Genomic DNA, 14,492 nt, shown 5'->3' with positions numbered 1-14,492 from the left:
GCGTCGCAACCCGAACTAGTTCTTGCTCTTGTCGACCAGCCGGTTTTGCCCCAACCAGGGCATCATTTCGCGCAAGCCGGCGCCGACTTTTTCCAGCGGATGATTCGCCGCTTCTTTGCGCAGCTCGGTGAAGTGCGGCATGCCAGCCTTGTATTCGTTGATCCATTCTTCGGCGAACTTGCCCGACTGAATGTCTTTGAGAATCGTCTGCATCGCCTGGCGCACTTCCGGTCCGATGACGCGCTTGCCGCGGGTCAAGTCGCCGTATTCGGCGGTGTTGCTGATCGAGTAGCGCATGTTGGCCATGCCGCCCTCGTAGATCAAATCGACGATCAGTTTCACCTCGTGCACGCATTCGAAATAGGCCATCTCGGGCGGATAGCCGGCGTTTACTAAGGTTTCGTAGCCGGCCTGGATCAACGCGCACAAGCCGCCGCACAGCACCGACTGTTCGCCAAAGAGATCGGTTTCGGTTTCGTCCTTGAACGTGGTCTCAATCACCGCTGCGCGGGCACCGCCAATGGCGCTGGCGTAAGCCAAGCCGACTTTCTTGGTGTCGCCCGACGGGTCTTGATGCACGGCCAAGAGGCATGGGACACCGCGGCCTTTCTGGTATTCGCTGCGCACCAGATGGCCCGGCCCCTTAGGCGCCACCATGAACACATTGACATCCGGCGGGGCCACCACTCGTTTGAAATGAATGTTAAAGCCGTGTCCAAAAGCCAGCGAGTTTCCCATTTTGAGACCCGGCCGAATCTCTTTCTCGTAGGCCTCACCCTGTAACTCATCCGGCAACAAGATCATGACGATGTCGGCTGCCACAGCCGCGTCAGCAGTTTCCAGAACCTTGAGACCGGCATTTTCCGCCTTGGGCCATGAGCTGCTGCCTTTGCGCAAACCAACGACGACCTCGACGCCCGAATCTCTCAAATTATTGGCGTGCGCATGCCCTTGGCTGCCATAACCCATCACCGCAACCTTCTTTCCCCGCAGCACACCCAAGTCAGCATCACGATCGTAGTAGACCTGCATTCTCACTCTCCTCTTCGTTTGGAAGCTACACTATGCCGACTGCCCTATTTTAAGTCAATGACAACTCGTCGGACAATCGCCCAAGCGTGCCACCGCCGGAGCTTGGAAACGCTCTTCGGTGCCCGGCCGCTACTCCCAACCGATGGGATCGTAGCCCCGTTCGCGCAAGCACCGATCGACGAAACTACGATAGAGCGGGCTCGGATTTTCTTTGCGCGAAAGTCCTGAAATCAGACCACTCACGGTTCCGGCAGCCAGGCCGCCGGCCGCGCCGACCGCCGCCGAGGGCCCAGCCCGCCCAACGATGGCGCCGCCCGCCGCCCCCGTCGCCGCACCGATCGCCGCGCTCGTGCCCCCTTGCGTGGCCGCACCTTCGAGCACTCGGCCAGTGCGGCTCGACGACGAGGTATATTCCTCGGCTTGGGCCATGCAATAGTTAATGTCGCGATCCGCGGCCGCGCTGCCAACCCGGCGCAGCTGTTCGTTGGGTTAGAGTAGCGGCCGCTGCGCGGCGCAGCCGCCCAGGAGCAGCCCCCATAGAATAACTGCACAACCAAGACATCGTTGCTTCATAAGTCGCTCACTTTCTCTGGTTCCGCCATAAAGTCGCTTAGACCACCTAATAGTGTAATACCTGTCAAGATTTACCTTGAAAAGAGCAGGGATTGTATGTTATGACTAAATGAAAATTTTTAGGGTCAAAAAAGGAGGAACTGTTAGGACATGAATACATTTAGAAACGTATTTTTGGGGGCGGTCGCCGCGGCATTTATTTTTTCCGCAGGTGGCTGCGGCAAAGCCAAGGAGGCTGCAACCGAAGCAACCAAAGCTGCTAAGGGAGCGGCGGGCGAAGCCAAAGATGCAGCCGGTGGCGCAATGGACGCGGCCAAGGACGCCGCTTCGAGCGCCGTAGAGAAAGCTAAAGAAGGGGCCGCGGGCGCGATGGATGCTGCCAAAGATGCTGCAAAGGATGCAGCGGCAGGGGCAAAAGACGCCGCCGCGGGAGCGAAGGACGCAGCGGCCGGTGCTATGGGCAAAGCCAAAGAAGGCGCCGCGGGCGCGATGGATAAGGCCAAGGGAGTTGGCAAGGATGCTGCTGGTAAAGTGATTGAGAAAGCCAAAGAAGTCGGCAAAGAAGCTGTCGACAAAATGAAAAAGTAAACCTGTTTTTCATCTGATAAAAAAGCCGGGTGTGATTGCTATCACACCCGGCTTTTTTCGTTTTGTCGCTCTCGAGCGAGTCTAAAAAGATTGGGGCTACGCCTTGAGCAGGGCAGGCTCTCGACTGGGCGCCTCGGTATGGGCATTTTCGCGGGCAATGGCGATGCGCCCAGTGCGAATCAGCTCTTTGATCCCCAAGGGCTGCAGCAAGCGAATCAGCGCCTCCACCTTACCAACGTCCCCGGTAATTTCGATGGTGTACGTTGTCGCCGACGAATCGACGATCTTGGCGCGAAAGATATCGGCAATACGAATCGCCTCGTCGCGATGTTCCAGCTTGGTGTGAACCTTGATCAGCGCGGTTTCGCGGTCGAGGAATTTGGTCTCGGTCAAATCGATGACCTTGAGCACCTCGACGACTTTGTTGAGCTGCTTCATAATCTGCTCAATGATGCGGTCGTCGCCGATGGTAACGATCGTAATCATCGAGGTCGTCGGGTCGAGAGTCGGTGCCACCGACAAGCTTTCGATGTTATAACCGCGCGCGCTAAACAGTCCGGCCACGCGCGCCAGCACGCCGAACTTGTTCTCTACCAAAACCGAGATGATATGTTCCATTCGTCGCTGTTATCAGGCAGGAAGAACGCCCTTCTCCTCCTCGTCCACCTTTCTTTTGTGTGAGCCGCCTTTGCGCGTTATTTCCAACTCCGGCGGATCCTCGAGCATCATTTCATGCTGCGCCCCGCCGGCGGGAATCATCGGGTAGCAGTTCTCAAACGGATCGGTGTGGATGTCCATCAACACGGGACCTTTGTGTTTGAGCCCCTCTTTGAGCACCGGCTCCACCTCTGCCGGCTTCAACGCGCGCAGCCCGGCGATGCCATAGGCATCGGCAAGTTTAACAAAGTCGGGCATCTTGCCGAGCAGACTCGCCGAATAGCGGCTTTCATAAAAAAGATCTTGCCATTGGCGCACCATGCCGTGCACACCGTTGTTGAGCAAGACAATCTTAACCGGCAGCTTGTGCTCCGCCGCCACCACCAGCTCCTGCAGATTCATCTGAAAACTGCCCTCGCTGGTGATGCATAGCACCAAACGATCGGGAAACGCTTTCTGCGCGCCAATGGCGGCTGGGAAACCGAACCCCATGGTGCCCAGGCCACCCGAAGTGAGCCAGGTGCGCGGCCGGCTCCCCTTGAAGTATTGCGCGGCGAACATTTGATGTTGGCCAACGTCGGTGGCGACGATCGCGTCATGATTAGTCAACTCGAACAGCTTCTCGATCACGTATTGAGGCTTGGTGATTTTGTCGTCCTGCTTGTAGGTCAGCGGATGGGTTTTTCTCCAATCGCCCACTTGTTTAAGCCAGGGGGCGCGCCGCGACTGCATTTCTTTGGGATTGCCATCGAGCGAGCGCAGCGCCACGTTCATCTGGCGCAGCACGGTTTTAACGTCGCCGACGATCGGGATATGCGCGTGAAAGGTTTTCTTGATCGAGGTCGGATCGATGTCGATGTGAATCACCCGCGCCTCGGGGCAAAACGCATCGAGCTTGCCGGTGACCCGGTCGTCGAAACGCGCGCCCACCGCGATCAAGAGATCGGCGTGGTGCATCGCCATGTTGGTCCAGTAACCACCGTGCATGCCGAGCATGCCGAGTGAAAGTGGATGGGTTCCAGGAAAACTCCCCAGCCCCATCAAGGTCATCGTCACCGGGATCTGGGTGATTTCGGCGAGTTCTTTGATTTCATCCGCGGCATCGGAGAACACCGCGCCGCCGCCGACGTAGATCATCGGTTTCTTTGCTTTCATGATCTCTTCGGCGGCCAGTTTTATCTGGTTCTTACTGCCATCGACCGCAGGATTGTAGCCGCGTAACGTTACCTTGTCAGGATAGATAAACTCGGCTTTCGCCGTGCTGACGTCCTTGGGAATATCGACCAAGACCGGGCCGGGCCGGCCGCTCGTGGCGATGTAAAACGCCTCTTTAATGGCAAGGGCAAGATCTTTGACGTCTTTCACCAGCACATTATGCTTGGTGCAAGGACGGCTGATGCCGACGTTGTCGGCTTCCTGAAAGGCATCGTTACCGATCAAGTCCGTCGAGACTTGGCCAGTAAAAGCCACCAGCGGCACCGAGTCCATATACGCATCCGCAAGCCCGGTGACGATGTTGGTCATACCGGGACCGGAAGTAACCAAAACGACGCCCGCTTTGCCGGTTGCTTTCGCATAGCCCTCAGCCATGTGAGCGGCGCCTTGCTCGTGGCGGGTTAGCACCAGCTCAATATCTTTCTGTTGACACAGGACGTCGAAAATCTTCAATACGACGCCTCCGGGCAAACCAAAAACGGTCTTAACGCCCTCGCGCCTGAGCGATTCGCAGAAGATTTCAGCTCCGGTGATTTTCATTATGGCTCCCCAATTTGCAGTGCTATTTTAACGATGTTTGCCAAGTATCTCCATCATCTTGTCTCTACCGGCAAGCTTGAGCTTTTGGATGCGTTTCATTTCGACTTCTTCTTCGGGCGATAAGTGATGTTTGTTTTGAAAGGTTTGTAATTGTTTCTCCAGCTCTTGATGTTCTTCATAATGTTTGCGCAACTCCGGATCGCGGTCCAACAGGGCCACTATCGCTTGCTCTTCTCTTACCTCCATTGGGGCCTCCTTAAGAATTTATGAAGTTTTCGAGCGGGGCTAAATTTAACTTACGGTCGATTTTTTGTCAACGCAGCTTTTTACTTTCAATTTGATAAGTTAGCAGCGCTTGGGCGTTTAGATTCGGCCTCCGAGGAACGCACATAGGCAGGGATGAGCTCGGCGATATTCAGAGTATCCGTGTCACCAGCGCCACTGGCCAGTCGTGCCACCGCGGCCGCCACCGTGAAATCCGCCGGTTCTTCAACCAAGGCAATGTGCGCGCCAAGCTCGTCCTGAATCGCTCGACCGTAAAGCTGCGCGCCAGAACCGATTAGCGCACAAGTGCTGGCGCCACGTTGGGCGATTTGTTGGACAATGCCCGCTACCGGCGCAACCAAATCTTCGGTTAACCGTTGAATTTTTCCGGCCTCGCAACGAAACAGCGCCGCGTAGACCTCTTTTTTGCGCGCGTCCAGGAGCGGACAGACACACTCAAAGCCGCTGACCGCGGTGGCGTAGGCCATAAGAGTCGATATGCCGACTACCGGGATGCCACAGCCAAAGGCAAAACCTTTGGCGGTACTGAGACCAATGCGCACGCCGGTGAAAGAGCCCGGGCCGATGGAAACAGCGATTCGGTCGATATCCGCAGCTGCCACTCCTGCCTCGTCCAGGACGCGACCGAGCAACGGCAGGATGACTTCCGCGTGATTGCTCTTAGCTTGGCCCGAGCCCTTCTCAGGATAGCAGCGCTGGGCTACCAGGAGATCATTTTCGACTATCGCAACGCTGGCAAAGGTGGCGGCGGTGTCGATCCCAAGTATTCTCATCCGCCCACCTGCTTTTCAAAAAACCGCGCGATATCATTGTAGAAAGCGTAGACCATCAAAAGCATGAGCAGGAAGATTCCGACCTGTTGGGCGATTTCGCGCTGGCGCACCCCCACCGGGCGGCGAATGATCGATTCCACCGCAAAGAACATTAAGTGCCCGCCATCCAGCATCGGCACAGGCAATAGATTGAGGACTCCCAAGTTGATACTCAAGACGGCGAGGAAAGCGAGAAAGCTACCGAGCCCTTCTTGAGCCTGTTGGCCGGCCATTTGCGCAATCAAAATCGGCCCGCCGAGATTGCGCGGCGAAACTTCTCCGACCAGCATCTTATAGAGGGCCATCAGGGTCAGCTTCGAGTATTCATAAGTCTGCTGAAATGCCTTGACGATGGCCAGCCCAGGCTTTCCCTTTTGAATCGATACATGGCTGCCAATACCGATCATCCATTCGTCGCGTTTTTCACCGAAAATATTACGCCCTTCTTTGCGATTGGGCTGCACGCTGAGTGCCAGTTCCTTAGACTCCCGTTGCACCTTGAGCGCCAGCGGCTTGCCCTCGCTTTCCTTGATGCCTTTCGACAACTCCTCCCAAACCTGCACGGGCTGGCCGTTGATCGACGTGATCACGTCACCTTTCTGAATGCCGGCGCGCTCCGCCGGCGATCCGACTTCGACGCTGCCCACCTGGTTGGACACCACCGGCACGCCGTAGAAGACAAAAACGATCGCCAGTAGCAGAACCGCCAACAAGAGATTGAAGCCCGGTCCCGCGGCCACGATGGCCACCCGCTTGAGCAAGCTCTTGTGGGCAAAAGAACGTTCCACGTCCACCGCTTCCACCGGTTGTTCAGGATCTTCGCCGACCATCTTGACGTAGCCGCCGAGTGGGAACGCGCTCAGCGCGTATTCGGTTTCACCCTTCTTTTTCACCCAGATCTTCGGGCCGAAGCCGACGGAAAGAGTTAGCACGCCGACGCCGGACAACTTGGCGAATAAAAAATGGCCAAACTCGTGAATGACAATCAACACACCCAAGCCGATGATGGCAGCGACGACTGAGTACAGCACATTCTCCATGGAGCGTCTCCTTGGTTTAGATCATGGCACCGGCGCAAGCGCGCGCCCAGCGATCGACTTCCAATATCTCTTCGATTTGCTTGGGATGCGACGCCGTGTGCTTGTGCATCGTCCGGGCAATAATTTTGTGGATCTCGCGAAACCCGATCTGGCCGCGCAGAAACGCCGCCACCGCGACTTCATTGGCAGCATTGAGCACCGCCGGCAGGGTGCCCCCAACTTTCAAGGCGTCGTAGGCCAACTGCAATGCCGGGTAGCGTCGTTTTTCCACAGGCAAGAAGTTTAACTCGCTTTGCTGGGTCACTTCCAGAGGCCGCCAGCCACCTTTTAGCCGATTTGGATAGCTGAGCGCGTAGGCGATCGGAATGCGCATATCGGGAATCCCCAACTGCGCCATGATCGCGCCATCCTGATAGCGCACCATGGAATGCACGACGCTCTGCGGATGGATCACGACCTCGATGTGGCGCGGTTCCATGTCAAACTCCCAACGCGCCTCGATCACTTCCAACCCCTTGTTCATCATCGTCGCGGAATCGATGGTAATCTTCTGCCCCATTTTCCAGTTAGGATGCTTGAGCGCTTGGGCCACGGTGACTTTGTCCAGGCTGGCGATCGGCGTGCGCAAAAACGGCCCGCCGGAAGCTGTCAAAATGAGCTTGTCGACCTCGTCGCGCCGGTTCCCCTGCAGGCACTGAAAAATCGCGCTGTGTTCGCTGTCCACCGGCAACAAACGCACGCCCTTCTTGCGCGCAGCGCCGACAAACACTTCGCCCGCCATCACCAGCGCCTCTTTGTTCGCCAGAGCGATCTCTTTGCCAGCGTGCACCCCCATCAGGGTCGGCATCAAGCCGGCGCCGCCGACAATGGCCGCTAACACGACGTCGACCTCGCTCGCCGTCGCCACCGCGGTGGCTCCCGCTTGGCCCCAGAGTATTTCCACGCGCTGCTTGCCAAGCAGCTTGCGCAGCCGCGGCACGTCCTGCTCGTTCTTGATGGCGACGCAGCGCGGGGAAAATTCTTTTATCTGCTTGGCGAGCAGAGCGATGTTTTGCCCAGCGGCCATGCCATGCACGCGAAATCGGTCGGGAAACTCGCGCACCAGGGCAAGCGTGCTGACGCCGATGGAACCGGTGGAACCTAAGAGAGCAATGGTCTTCATGGATAGAATACTCGCAGATACGCCGTGGTAAACACAGCCGGAAAGATCAAACTATCGAGGCGATCGAGCAAACCACCGTGGCCCGGCAGCAGCTGACCGGAGTCTTTGACCGAAAAGACCCTCTTGATCCAAGATTCAAACAAATCGCCGACCTGTCCCAGGGTCGCCAAGACCAGCGCCAGAGCGCAAATGGTATGCGCGCTAATTCCCACGAACAGATATTTCGCCCCGATCAGCCCGGCGATAACGCTGCCGGCGAAATAGCCGAGCGCTCCTTCGACGGTCTTCCCCGGGCTAATCTCCGGCGCCAAGCGCTTTTTGCCGAACCGTTTGCCGGCAAAGTAAGCGACGCTATCGCCGCTCATGATGACGATCAAAACAAACAACACCCAGTGGCGCCCCTCGGGCAGACGAAACAACAAAGCCAAGTGCGGCAGCAAGTAGCCCAGGTAGAACCCCCCCAGCATCAGCCAAGCCAAACGGCGCAGCTTGTCTTCCAAAGAACCGCTAAGCCAGATGTAGAGAGAAAAGTAGAGCAGCAGCACCAAAGCCGTGCTTAGCTGCACCGTCTCGGCGCCGCCATACAACAACGACAAGCTCAACGCCGCGCCGAAGCCGACACCGAGCAACTGGTCGCGCAACCCGTTGGGGAAGACCATGCGAAAATACTCGCCCAAAGCAAGCACTGTTACGAAAAAGATAACCGTGGAGAAAACGGCCGTTGAGCTGCGCGCGACCAAAAGGATCAGCAACGGCACGCCGACCAGCGCGGTGAGAAGGCGTGCTCTAAGATTTGCTTCCACCCGCCTCCAGGGAAGACGCCACGGGTTCGACGACCTGCTCGTCGGTGCGTCCGAAACGGCGGCGCCGGCGCTGGTACTCGATCAACGCTTCGATAAACGCCTGCTCGCGAAAGTCGGGCCAGAGGATTTGCGTAATGTAGAGCTCACTGTAAGCCAGCTGCCAAAGATAAAAGTTGCTAACGCGCATCTCGCCGCTGGTGCGAATCAGGAGATCTGGATCCGGCACCTCCGGAGTGTCCATACGCGCAGAAACCAGCTCTTCGTCAATCTGCTCAGCGCCAAACTTGCCGTCGCGAACTTCTCCAGCGATCTTTCGCAGCGCCCGAACCAGCTCATCGCGTCCACTGTAGCTCAAGGCCAAAACCACGGTCATGCGCTGGTTGTCGCGGGTAATCTCAATGACATGCTCCAACGTGCGGCGCACGCTATCCGGCAATCGGCTACGGTCGCCGATGGACAACAAGCGAATGCCATAGCGCATCATCTTCGGCTGCTCGGCAATCAAATAATGCTCGAGCAATCCCATCAAGGCATGCACTTCATCGCGCGGCCGCAGCCAATTCTCCGTCGAGAAAGCATAAAGGGTGAGGTATTCGATGCCGATTTTGCGCGCCAATTCGACGATGACGCGCACGGAAGTCTTGCCGCGACGGTGGCCTTCGATGCGGCTCTTGCCGCGGGATTTTGCCCAACGGCCGTTGCCGTCCATAATGATGGCCACGTGACGCGGCAGACGCGTTGTGTCGAGACCGTTCAAATCCATAGGGTTAAACTATGGCCTTGTTCATGCCCAGGTGGGAACCGCCAAATCTAGACGCGGCACCGGCAAAGTTGCCGCGCGCGGCCAAACGGAGGGACTCAAACCTCCATTACCTCTTTCTCCTTAGCTTTTAAGAGGTCGTCGATTTTGCCGATGAACTCGTCGGTGATTTTTTGGATGCGCTCGTTGCCATGCTTAGAATCATCGGCGGTGATCTCTTTCTTCTTTTCGGATTCTTTCAAGTGCTCGATCGCCACCCGCCGGTGATTGCGCAGAGAGACTCTGAACTCCTCGCCGATTTTCTTGACATGTTTGACCAAGTCTTTGCGGCGTTCTTCGGTCAACTGGGGCACCGGCACGCGGATGATCTTGCCGTCGTTGTTGGGCGTCATACCGAGATCCGATTTCAGTATCGCTTTTTCGATCTCGCCCATGGCGCTGCGATCGAAGGGCTGAATCACCAGCAAGCGCGGCTCCGGCGCGCTTAAGGTCGCCAGTTGGTTCAGCGGCGTATGGGCACCGTAATATGCGACGACGACATGATCGAGCAGTGTCGTCGTCGCGCGCCCGGTGCGCAATTTCGCCAGCTCCTTGCGCAACGATCCGACCGATTGATCCATCTCTTTTTGCAGCTGAGTGAAGATCGCATCGTTCATGGCTTTCCTCCGCTGACTAGAGTGCCGATGGGCTCTCCTGAAATGACCCTTTTAATATTTCCTTTCTCCATAATATTGAAGACGACGATCGGCAGTGATTTTTCCATGCATAACGAGATCGCAGTCAAGTCCATGACCTGGAGCTGCCTCGCCAAAACCTCGCTGTAGGTAAGCTCAGCGAACTTAGTAGCCCCGGCATGCTTGAAGGGGTCGGCGTCATAGACACCGTCGACCTTGGTCGCCTTGAGCACCACTTCAGCGCCGATCTCCATGGCGCGCAGGCTGGCAGTCGTGTCGGTGGTAAAATAGGGGTTGCCGGTGCCGCCGGCGAAAATTACCACCCGGCCCTTTTCCAAATGGCGCGTCGCACGGCGACGGATGTATGGCTCAGCCACCTGGCGCATCTCAATGGCGGACAACACTCGGGTTGACACGCCGATCTTCTCCAGCGCGTCCTGTAGCGCCAAGCTATTGATCACCGTGGCCAGCATCCCCATGTTGTCGGCGCTGGCGCGCTCCATGCCGATTTCACTGGCCACGGCGCCGCGAAAAATATTACCGCCGCCGACCACCAACGCGAGCTCGCAACCGAGCTCTTTGACTTCCTTGATCTCCTGCGCAAAGGACTTGATGGTCTTGCCGTCGATGCCGAAATTGCCGGTACCGGCAAAGACTTCACCGGTGACTTTAAGGATGATCCTTTTGTACTTGGGGCCGCCGTTGTTCATGAATCCGAATCGCCGTTACTCTTTCGAGACTCCTTCACCCAGATGGTAGCGCGAGAAGCGCCGCACTTGAATCTTTTCACCCAAACGCCCGATCGCCTCGTTGATCACGTCGGTGACTTTCTTATCCGGATCTTTGATGAAGGACTGTTCCATCAAACAGACGTCGGAATAGAATTTCTCCATCTTGCCTTCGACGATCTTGTCGACGACTTTTTCCGGTTTGCCCGACTCCAACGCCTGCTGGCGATAGATCACCTTTTCTTTTTCAAACTCTTCAGCGCTCACCTCTTCGCGGCGCACGTAGCGGGGACTGGCCGCCGCCACCTGCATGGCGACGTCTTTGAGGAGCGCTTGAAACTCGGGAGTGCGCGCGACGAAATCGGTCTCGCAATTGATTTCCAATAGCACGCCGATCTTGCCGCCCGGATGGACGTAGGCACCAACGGCACCGTCGGCCGCCACTCGGTCGGCCTTTTTGGCCGCCGCCGCCAGCCCTTTTTGGCGCAGGAAATCGACTGCTTTCTCAAGATCACCGCCGGTTTCAGCCAGGGCTTTCTTGCAGTCCATCATGCCAGCGCCGGTTTTCTCCCGGAGCTCTTTTACGACACTAGCGCTTACTTCCATGAAAGCTAAACTCCTCTCGCCAGCGCGCCTTCAGCCGGCGCTTCTGCCACCGGTTCGCCAGCGGCGCCATCCGCTTCTTTGCCCTTGACCAAGGCCTGTTCGTAGATCAGCTTGCCTTCGTTCACCGCCTCGGCAATGGCCGAGCAGAACAGCCGGATCGCGCGAATCGCGTCATCGTTACCCGGCACCTTGTAATCGATCAAATCGGGATCGCAGTTGGTGTCAATCACGGCAATGACCGGGATGCCCAACTTGCGCGCCTCTTTGACGGCAATCTCTTCCTGTTTAGGATCGATGACAAACATGGCATCCGGCAGCTTGCGCATCGCTTTGATACCGCCGAGCGATTGTTCGAGCTTTTCTTTTTCGCGGCGCAGACCGAGCATCTCTTTTTTAGTCAGCGCATCGACGATCTTTGGATCGTTTTCCATCTCTTCAAGCTTGCGCAGCCGGTCGATACTCTGGCGAATCGTCGTAAAATTCGTCAGCGTGCCGCCCAGCCAACGGTTCTGCACGTGATACATGCCGCAGCGTTCGGCCTCCTCGCGGATCGCGCCCTGCGCCTGTTTTTTGGTGCCGACAAAAAGAATATGACCGCCGCCAGCGGCGATATTGCGCACGATGGTTTCCAAATCCTTGAACATGGACACGGTTTGCTGGAGATCGATAATGTGGATGCCGTTGCGTGCGCCAAAAATGTATTGCTTCATTTTTGGATTCCAGCGGCTCGTCTGATGGCCAAAATGGACACCGGCCTCCAAGAGTTGTTTCATCGTCACTTCAGCCATTCGATCTTTCTCCTTTAGTTTTGTCCCTCCCCCATCGTCTACTCCGCTTCGGACCCGGCCCGGGCACTTCGAGCGAATCGGATAGGGTGTGAATTTTCGCAACAAAAAGCGGCCGGACGGCTCTATGACTTCGCAACCACCGGCAGCCAACGATTGTAGTGTAAACTAAGACTAGCCGATATTTTCTAACAAAGATCGGCCGATCACGCAAGGCAAGATACGGCGATAAGACCGCGCAGCACTTACTGATTCATCGATTCGAGGAACTCCTTGTTGGTTTTCGTGCCGTGCATCTTGTCGAGCAGAAATTCCATCGCTTCGACCACGCTCAATTGCGACAAAACTTTGCGCAAGATCCAGATGCGGTTCAAATCTTCGCGGGCGATCAAGAGTTCTTCTTTGCGGGTGCCCGACTTGTTGATGTCGATGGCCGGGAAGACCCGTTTGTCCATCAGCCGGCGGTCTAGATGCACTTCCATGTTGCCGGTGCCTTTGAACTCTTCGAAAATAACCTCGTCCATGCGGCTGCCCGTGTCGATGAGCGCGGTGGCGATAATCGTCAAGCTGCCGCCGTCTTCAATATTGCGGGCTGCGCCAAAAAACTTTTTCGGCTTGTGCAGGGCGTTGGAATCGACGCCGCCGGAGAGAATCTTGCCACTGGGCGGCACCACCGTGTTGTAGGCGCGCGCCAAGCGCGTGATGCTATCGAGCAAAATCACCACGTCTTTGCCGTGCTCGACCAGCCGCTTGGCCTTCTCGATCACCATCTCGGCGACCTGGACGTGGCGGGTTGCCGGCTCGTCGAAAGTCGAGCTGATCACTTCGCCATCGACCGACCGCTGCATATCGGTGACTTCTTCGGGCCGCTCATCGATCAACAAAACAATCAAAACCACTTCTTTATGATTTTGCGCGATCGCTTTGGCGACATGCTGCAGCATCATCGTTTTGCCGGTGCGCGGAGCAGCAACAATCAAACCGCGCTGTCCTTTGCCGATGGGCGTCAACAGGTCGACAATGCGGGTTGTGTAATCTTCCGGATGGCTTTCCAGCTTGAGCCGTTCGTTGGGATAAAGCGGCGTTAGGTTGTCGAACAGGATCTTTTCGCGCGCCCGCTCCGGGTCCTCGAAATTGATCGATTCAACTTTGAGCAGTGCGAAGTAACGCTCCCCTTCCTTCGGCGGGCGAATGTGGCCGGAGATAATATCGCCGGTGCGCAGGTTGAAGCGGCGAATCTGGCTCGGTGAAACATAGATATCGTCGGGACCTGGAAGGTAGTTATAGTCCGGCGCTCGCAAGAAGCCGAAGCCGTCGGGCAAAGTTTCCAAAACCCCTTCGCCATAGATGTGGCCGTTCTGTTCGGTCTGCGCTTGCAAGATCGCAAAGATCAGCTCCTGCTTGCGCATATTGGCAGCGCCTTCAATATTGAAGTTCTTACCGATCAGCGCTAAATCGCCAATTTTCTTTTCCTTTAGCGCTTTGAGATTCAACCCGTTGTCGTCGGTCGTCGCCGCTTCAAGCTCGGCGGCCCGCATTCTGCCACGCACCATAAACTATACCTCTCCTTTCAAGCCAAACCCGAAAAATATCCGAAAACACTGGCAGGTAGTCAAAACATCGACCCACGTGCCGAGAACACCAGCGGCCTCAATATTCCTTGGGCTGCTGCCGGCAGCGCCGAACAAACTTGCACGGGCGCGTTATGCGAACGAGACATGTCAATCCGACAAGGCCGCACAGAGGGAACAGAGTCCTTTTAACCAAAACGAATTCAAATTTTAGACCGGACTTCGATGAACGGTTTTGTTATTTATGTGGGGATAATCTAAAAGAGATTTTTGATATGGATCTTTTTCCTAGTTGCCCTAATATTAGGGAAACCCGTTTTAGTTGTCAACCCCAGATTCATGTTTGCGGCCCAACAAGCCAGGGCTCAAGCCCCAACTGCTGCCAGTGCACCTCTCATGTCCTCGGCCATGGGCGCGCTAAAAACCATCCGCTGCGCCGAGCGCGGATGAGCGATAGCTAGTCGCTCGGCATGGAGCGCCTGGCGCACTAGGCCATGGCAGGCTGCGACCTCTTTGTTCTTGTTTTGAAAAGCCTTGCCGCCGTAAACCGCATCGCCAACCAAGGGAAATTTCATATCGGCCATGTGAACGCGCAGTTGGTGCGTTCGCCCGGTATGCGGCTTTAGGCGCAGCAAGCTCATCGCCTCTCCGCCTAAACGGA

General features: G+C 56.5%; 15 protein-coding genes and 2 pseudogenes. 1 reads left to right on the top strand and 16 read right to left on the bottom strand.

Annotated elements, in window-relative coordinates; all coding sequences use genetic code 11:
* Positions 1-15: 15 nt before the first annotated feature.
* Together ilvC and FJ145_13995 are read right to left on the bottom strand one after the other, a co-directional pair.
* Positions 16-1,032 carry a ketol-acid reductoisomerase gene (gene ilvC / locus FJ145_14000; GenBank protein ID MBM4262527.1) on the bottom strand — a complete coding sequence of 339 codons (1,017 nt, stop codon included), beginning with the start codon at positions 1,030-1,032 and terminating at the stop codon, positions 16-18.
* Positions 1,033-1,161: 129 nt separating this feature from the next.
* Positions 1,162-1,605 (bottom strand): annotated as a pseudogene (locus FJ145_13995) (hypothetical protein).
* A gap of 267 nt (positions 1,606-1,872) precedes the next feature.
* On the opposite strand from FJ145_13995, the pseudogene FJ145_13990 reads away from it, so the two are divergent.
* A pseudogene (locus tag FJ145_13990) lies at positions 1,873-2,067 on the top strand (hypothetical protein).
* Between the two features lie 222 nt (positions 2,068-2,289).
* Here FJ145_13990 and ilvN read toward each other — a convergent pair.
* The 14 genes from ilvN to FJ145_13920 form a co-directional block, all read right to left on the bottom strand.
* On the bottom strand, positions 2,290-2,811 hold the full coding sequence (gene ilvN / locus FJ145_13985) for an acetolactate synthase small subunit (protein ID MBM4262526.1): 522 nt from the start codon (positions 2,809-2,811) through the stop codon (positions 2,290-2,292).
* Between the two features lie 12 nt (positions 2,812-2,823).
* Entirely contained in the window at positions 2,824-4,605 is a 1,782-nt protein-coding gene (gene ilvB, locus FJ145_13980) for a biosynthetic-type acetolactate synthase large subunit (protein MBM4262525.1), read from the bottom strand.
* Positions 4,606-4,632: 27 nt separating this feature from the next.
* Positions 4,633-4,851: a DUF465 domain-containing protein gene (locus FJ145_13975; GenBank protein MBM4262524.1), complete on the bottom strand. Its 219-nt coding sequence runs from the start codon at positions 4,849-4,851 to the stop codon at positions 4,633-4,635.
* An 86-nt stretch (positions 4,852-4,937) separates the two neighbouring features.
* Complete coding sequence (gene tsaB / locus FJ145_13970) at positions 4,938-5,663, bottom strand: tRNA (adenosine(37)-N6)-threonylcarbamoyltransferase complex dimerization subunit type 1 TsaB (GenBank protein MBM4262523.1); 726 nt, start codon at positions 5,661-5,663, stop codon at positions 4,938-4,940.
* Positions 5,660-6,730 carry an RIP metalloprotease RseP gene (gene rseP, locus FJ145_13965; protein MBM4262522.1) on the bottom strand — a complete coding sequence of 357 codons (1,071 nt, stop codon included), beginning with the start codon at positions 6,728-6,730 and terminating at the stop codon, positions 5,660-5,662. Before rseP ends, tsaB begins: the two co-directional genes overlap by 4 nt.
* A 28-nt stretch (positions 6,731-6,758) precedes the next feature.
* Positions 6,759-7,904, bottom strand: a complete 1,146-nt coding sequence (locus tag FJ145_13960; GenBank protein MBM4262521.1) for a 1-deoxy-D-xylulose-5-phosphate reductoisomerase — start codon at positions 7,902-7,904, stop codon at positions 6,759-6,761.
* Entirely contained in the window at positions 7,901-8,707 is an 807-nt protein-coding gene (locus FJ145_13955; protein ID MBM4262520.1) for a phosphatidate cytidylyltransferase, read from the bottom strand. Before FJ145_13955 ends, FJ145_13960 begins: the two co-directional genes overlap by 4 nt.
* Positions 8,691-9,470 (bottom strand): isoprenyl transferase, encoded by a 780-nt coding sequence (locus FJ145_13950; GenBank protein MBM4262519.1) that lies wholly within the window; start codon positions 9,468-9,470, stop codon positions 8,691-8,693. Before FJ145_13950 ends, FJ145_13955 begins: the two co-directional genes overlap by 17 nt.
* Before the next feature lie 95 nt (positions 9,471-9,565).
* Positions 9,566-10,123 (bottom strand): ribosome recycling factor, encoded by a 558-nt coding sequence (locus FJ145_13945; protein ID MBM4262518.1) that lies wholly within the window; start codon positions 10,121-10,123, stop codon positions 9,566-9,568.
* Positions 10,120-10,851, bottom strand: coding sequence for a UMP kinase (locus FJ145_13940; protein MBM4262517.1), 732 nt, complete (start codon positions 10,849-10,851; stop codon positions 10,120-10,122). Before FJ145_13940 ends, FJ145_13945 begins: the two co-directional genes overlap by 4 nt.
* Before the next feature lie 15 nt (positions 10,852-10,866).
* Positions 10,867-11,475 (bottom strand): translation elongation factor Ts, encoded by a 609-nt coding sequence (tsf, locus tag FJ145_13935; GenBank protein MBM4262516.1) that lies wholly within the window; start codon positions 11,473-11,475, stop codon positions 10,867-10,869.
* Between the two features lie 5 nt (positions 11,476-11,480).
* Entirely contained in the window at positions 11,481-12,263 is a 783-nt protein-coding gene (rpsB, locus tag FJ145_13930) for a 30S ribosomal protein S2 (protein ID MBM4262515.1), read from the bottom strand.
* Positions 12,264-12,505: 242 nt separating this feature from the next.
* On the bottom strand, positions 12,506-13,753 hold the full coding sequence (locus FJ145_13925) for a transcription termination factor Rho (protein ID MBM4262514.1): 1,248 nt from the start codon (positions 13,751-13,753) through the stop codon (positions 12,506-12,508).
* 443 nt (positions 13,754-14,196) lie between these two features.
* Positions 14,197-14,472: a hypothetical protein gene (locus FJ145_13920; protein ID MBM4262513.1), complete on the bottom strand. Its 276-nt coding sequence runs from the start codon at positions 14,470-14,472 to the stop codon at positions 14,197-14,199.
* Between the last annotated feature and the right edge of the window lie 20 nt (positions 14,473-14,492).

It is taken from the genome of Deltaproteobacteria bacterium (assembly GCA_016874755.1).
GTDB lineage: Bacteria > Desulfobacterota > Binatia > UBA9968 > UBA9968 > DP-20.
The sequence above is the reverse complement of the archived record's forward strand: the minus strand, read 5'-3'. Positions and strand labels throughout refer to the sequence as shown.

Coding starts and splice junctions, on each gene's coding strand:
- ilvC (MBM4262527.1), bottom strand. CDS start 1,032: ATGCAGGTCTACTACGATCGTGATGCTGACTTGGGTGTGCTGCGGGGA.
- ilvN (MBM4262526.1), bottom strand. CDS start 2,811: ATGGAACATATCATCTCGGTTTTGGTAGAGAACAAGTTCGGCGTGCTG.
- ilvB (MBM4262525.1), bottom strand. CDS start 4,605: ATGAAAATCACCGGAGCTGAAATCTTCTGCGAATCGCTCAGGCGCGAG.
- FJ145_13975 (MBM4262524.1), bottom strand. CDS start 4,851: ATGGAGGTAAGAGAAGAGCAAGCGATAGTGGCCCTGTTGGACCGCGAT.
- tsaB (MBM4262523.1), bottom strand. CDS start 5,663: ATGAGAATACTTGGGATCGACACCGCCGCCACCTTTGCCAGCGTTGCG.
- FJ145_13960 (MBM4262521.1), bottom strand. CDS start 7,904: ATGAAGACCATTGCTCTCTTAGGTTCCACCGGTTCCATCGGCGTCAGC.
- FJ145_13950 (MBM4262519.1), bottom strand. CDS start 9,470: ATGGATTTGAACGGTCTCGACACAACGCGTCTGCCGCGTCACGTGGCC.
- FJ145_13945 (MBM4262518.1), bottom strand. CDS start 10,123: ATGAACGATGCGATCTTCACTCAGCTGCAAAAAGAGATGGATCAATCG.
- FJ145_13940 (MBM4262517.1), bottom strand. CDS start 10,851: ATGAACAACGGCGGCCCCAAGTACAAAAGGATCATCCTTAAAGTCACC.
- tsf (MBM4262516.1), bottom strand. CDS start 11,475: ATGGAAGTAAGCGCTAGTGTCGTAAAAGAGCTCCGGGAGAAAACCGGC.
- rpsB (MBM4262515.1), bottom strand. CDS start 12,263: ATGGCTGAAGTGACGATGAAACAACTCTTGGAGGCCGGTGTCCATTTT.
- FJ145_13920 (MBM4262513.1), bottom strand. CDS start 14,472: ATGAGCTTGCTGCGCCTAAAGCCGCATACCGGGCGAACGCACCAACTG.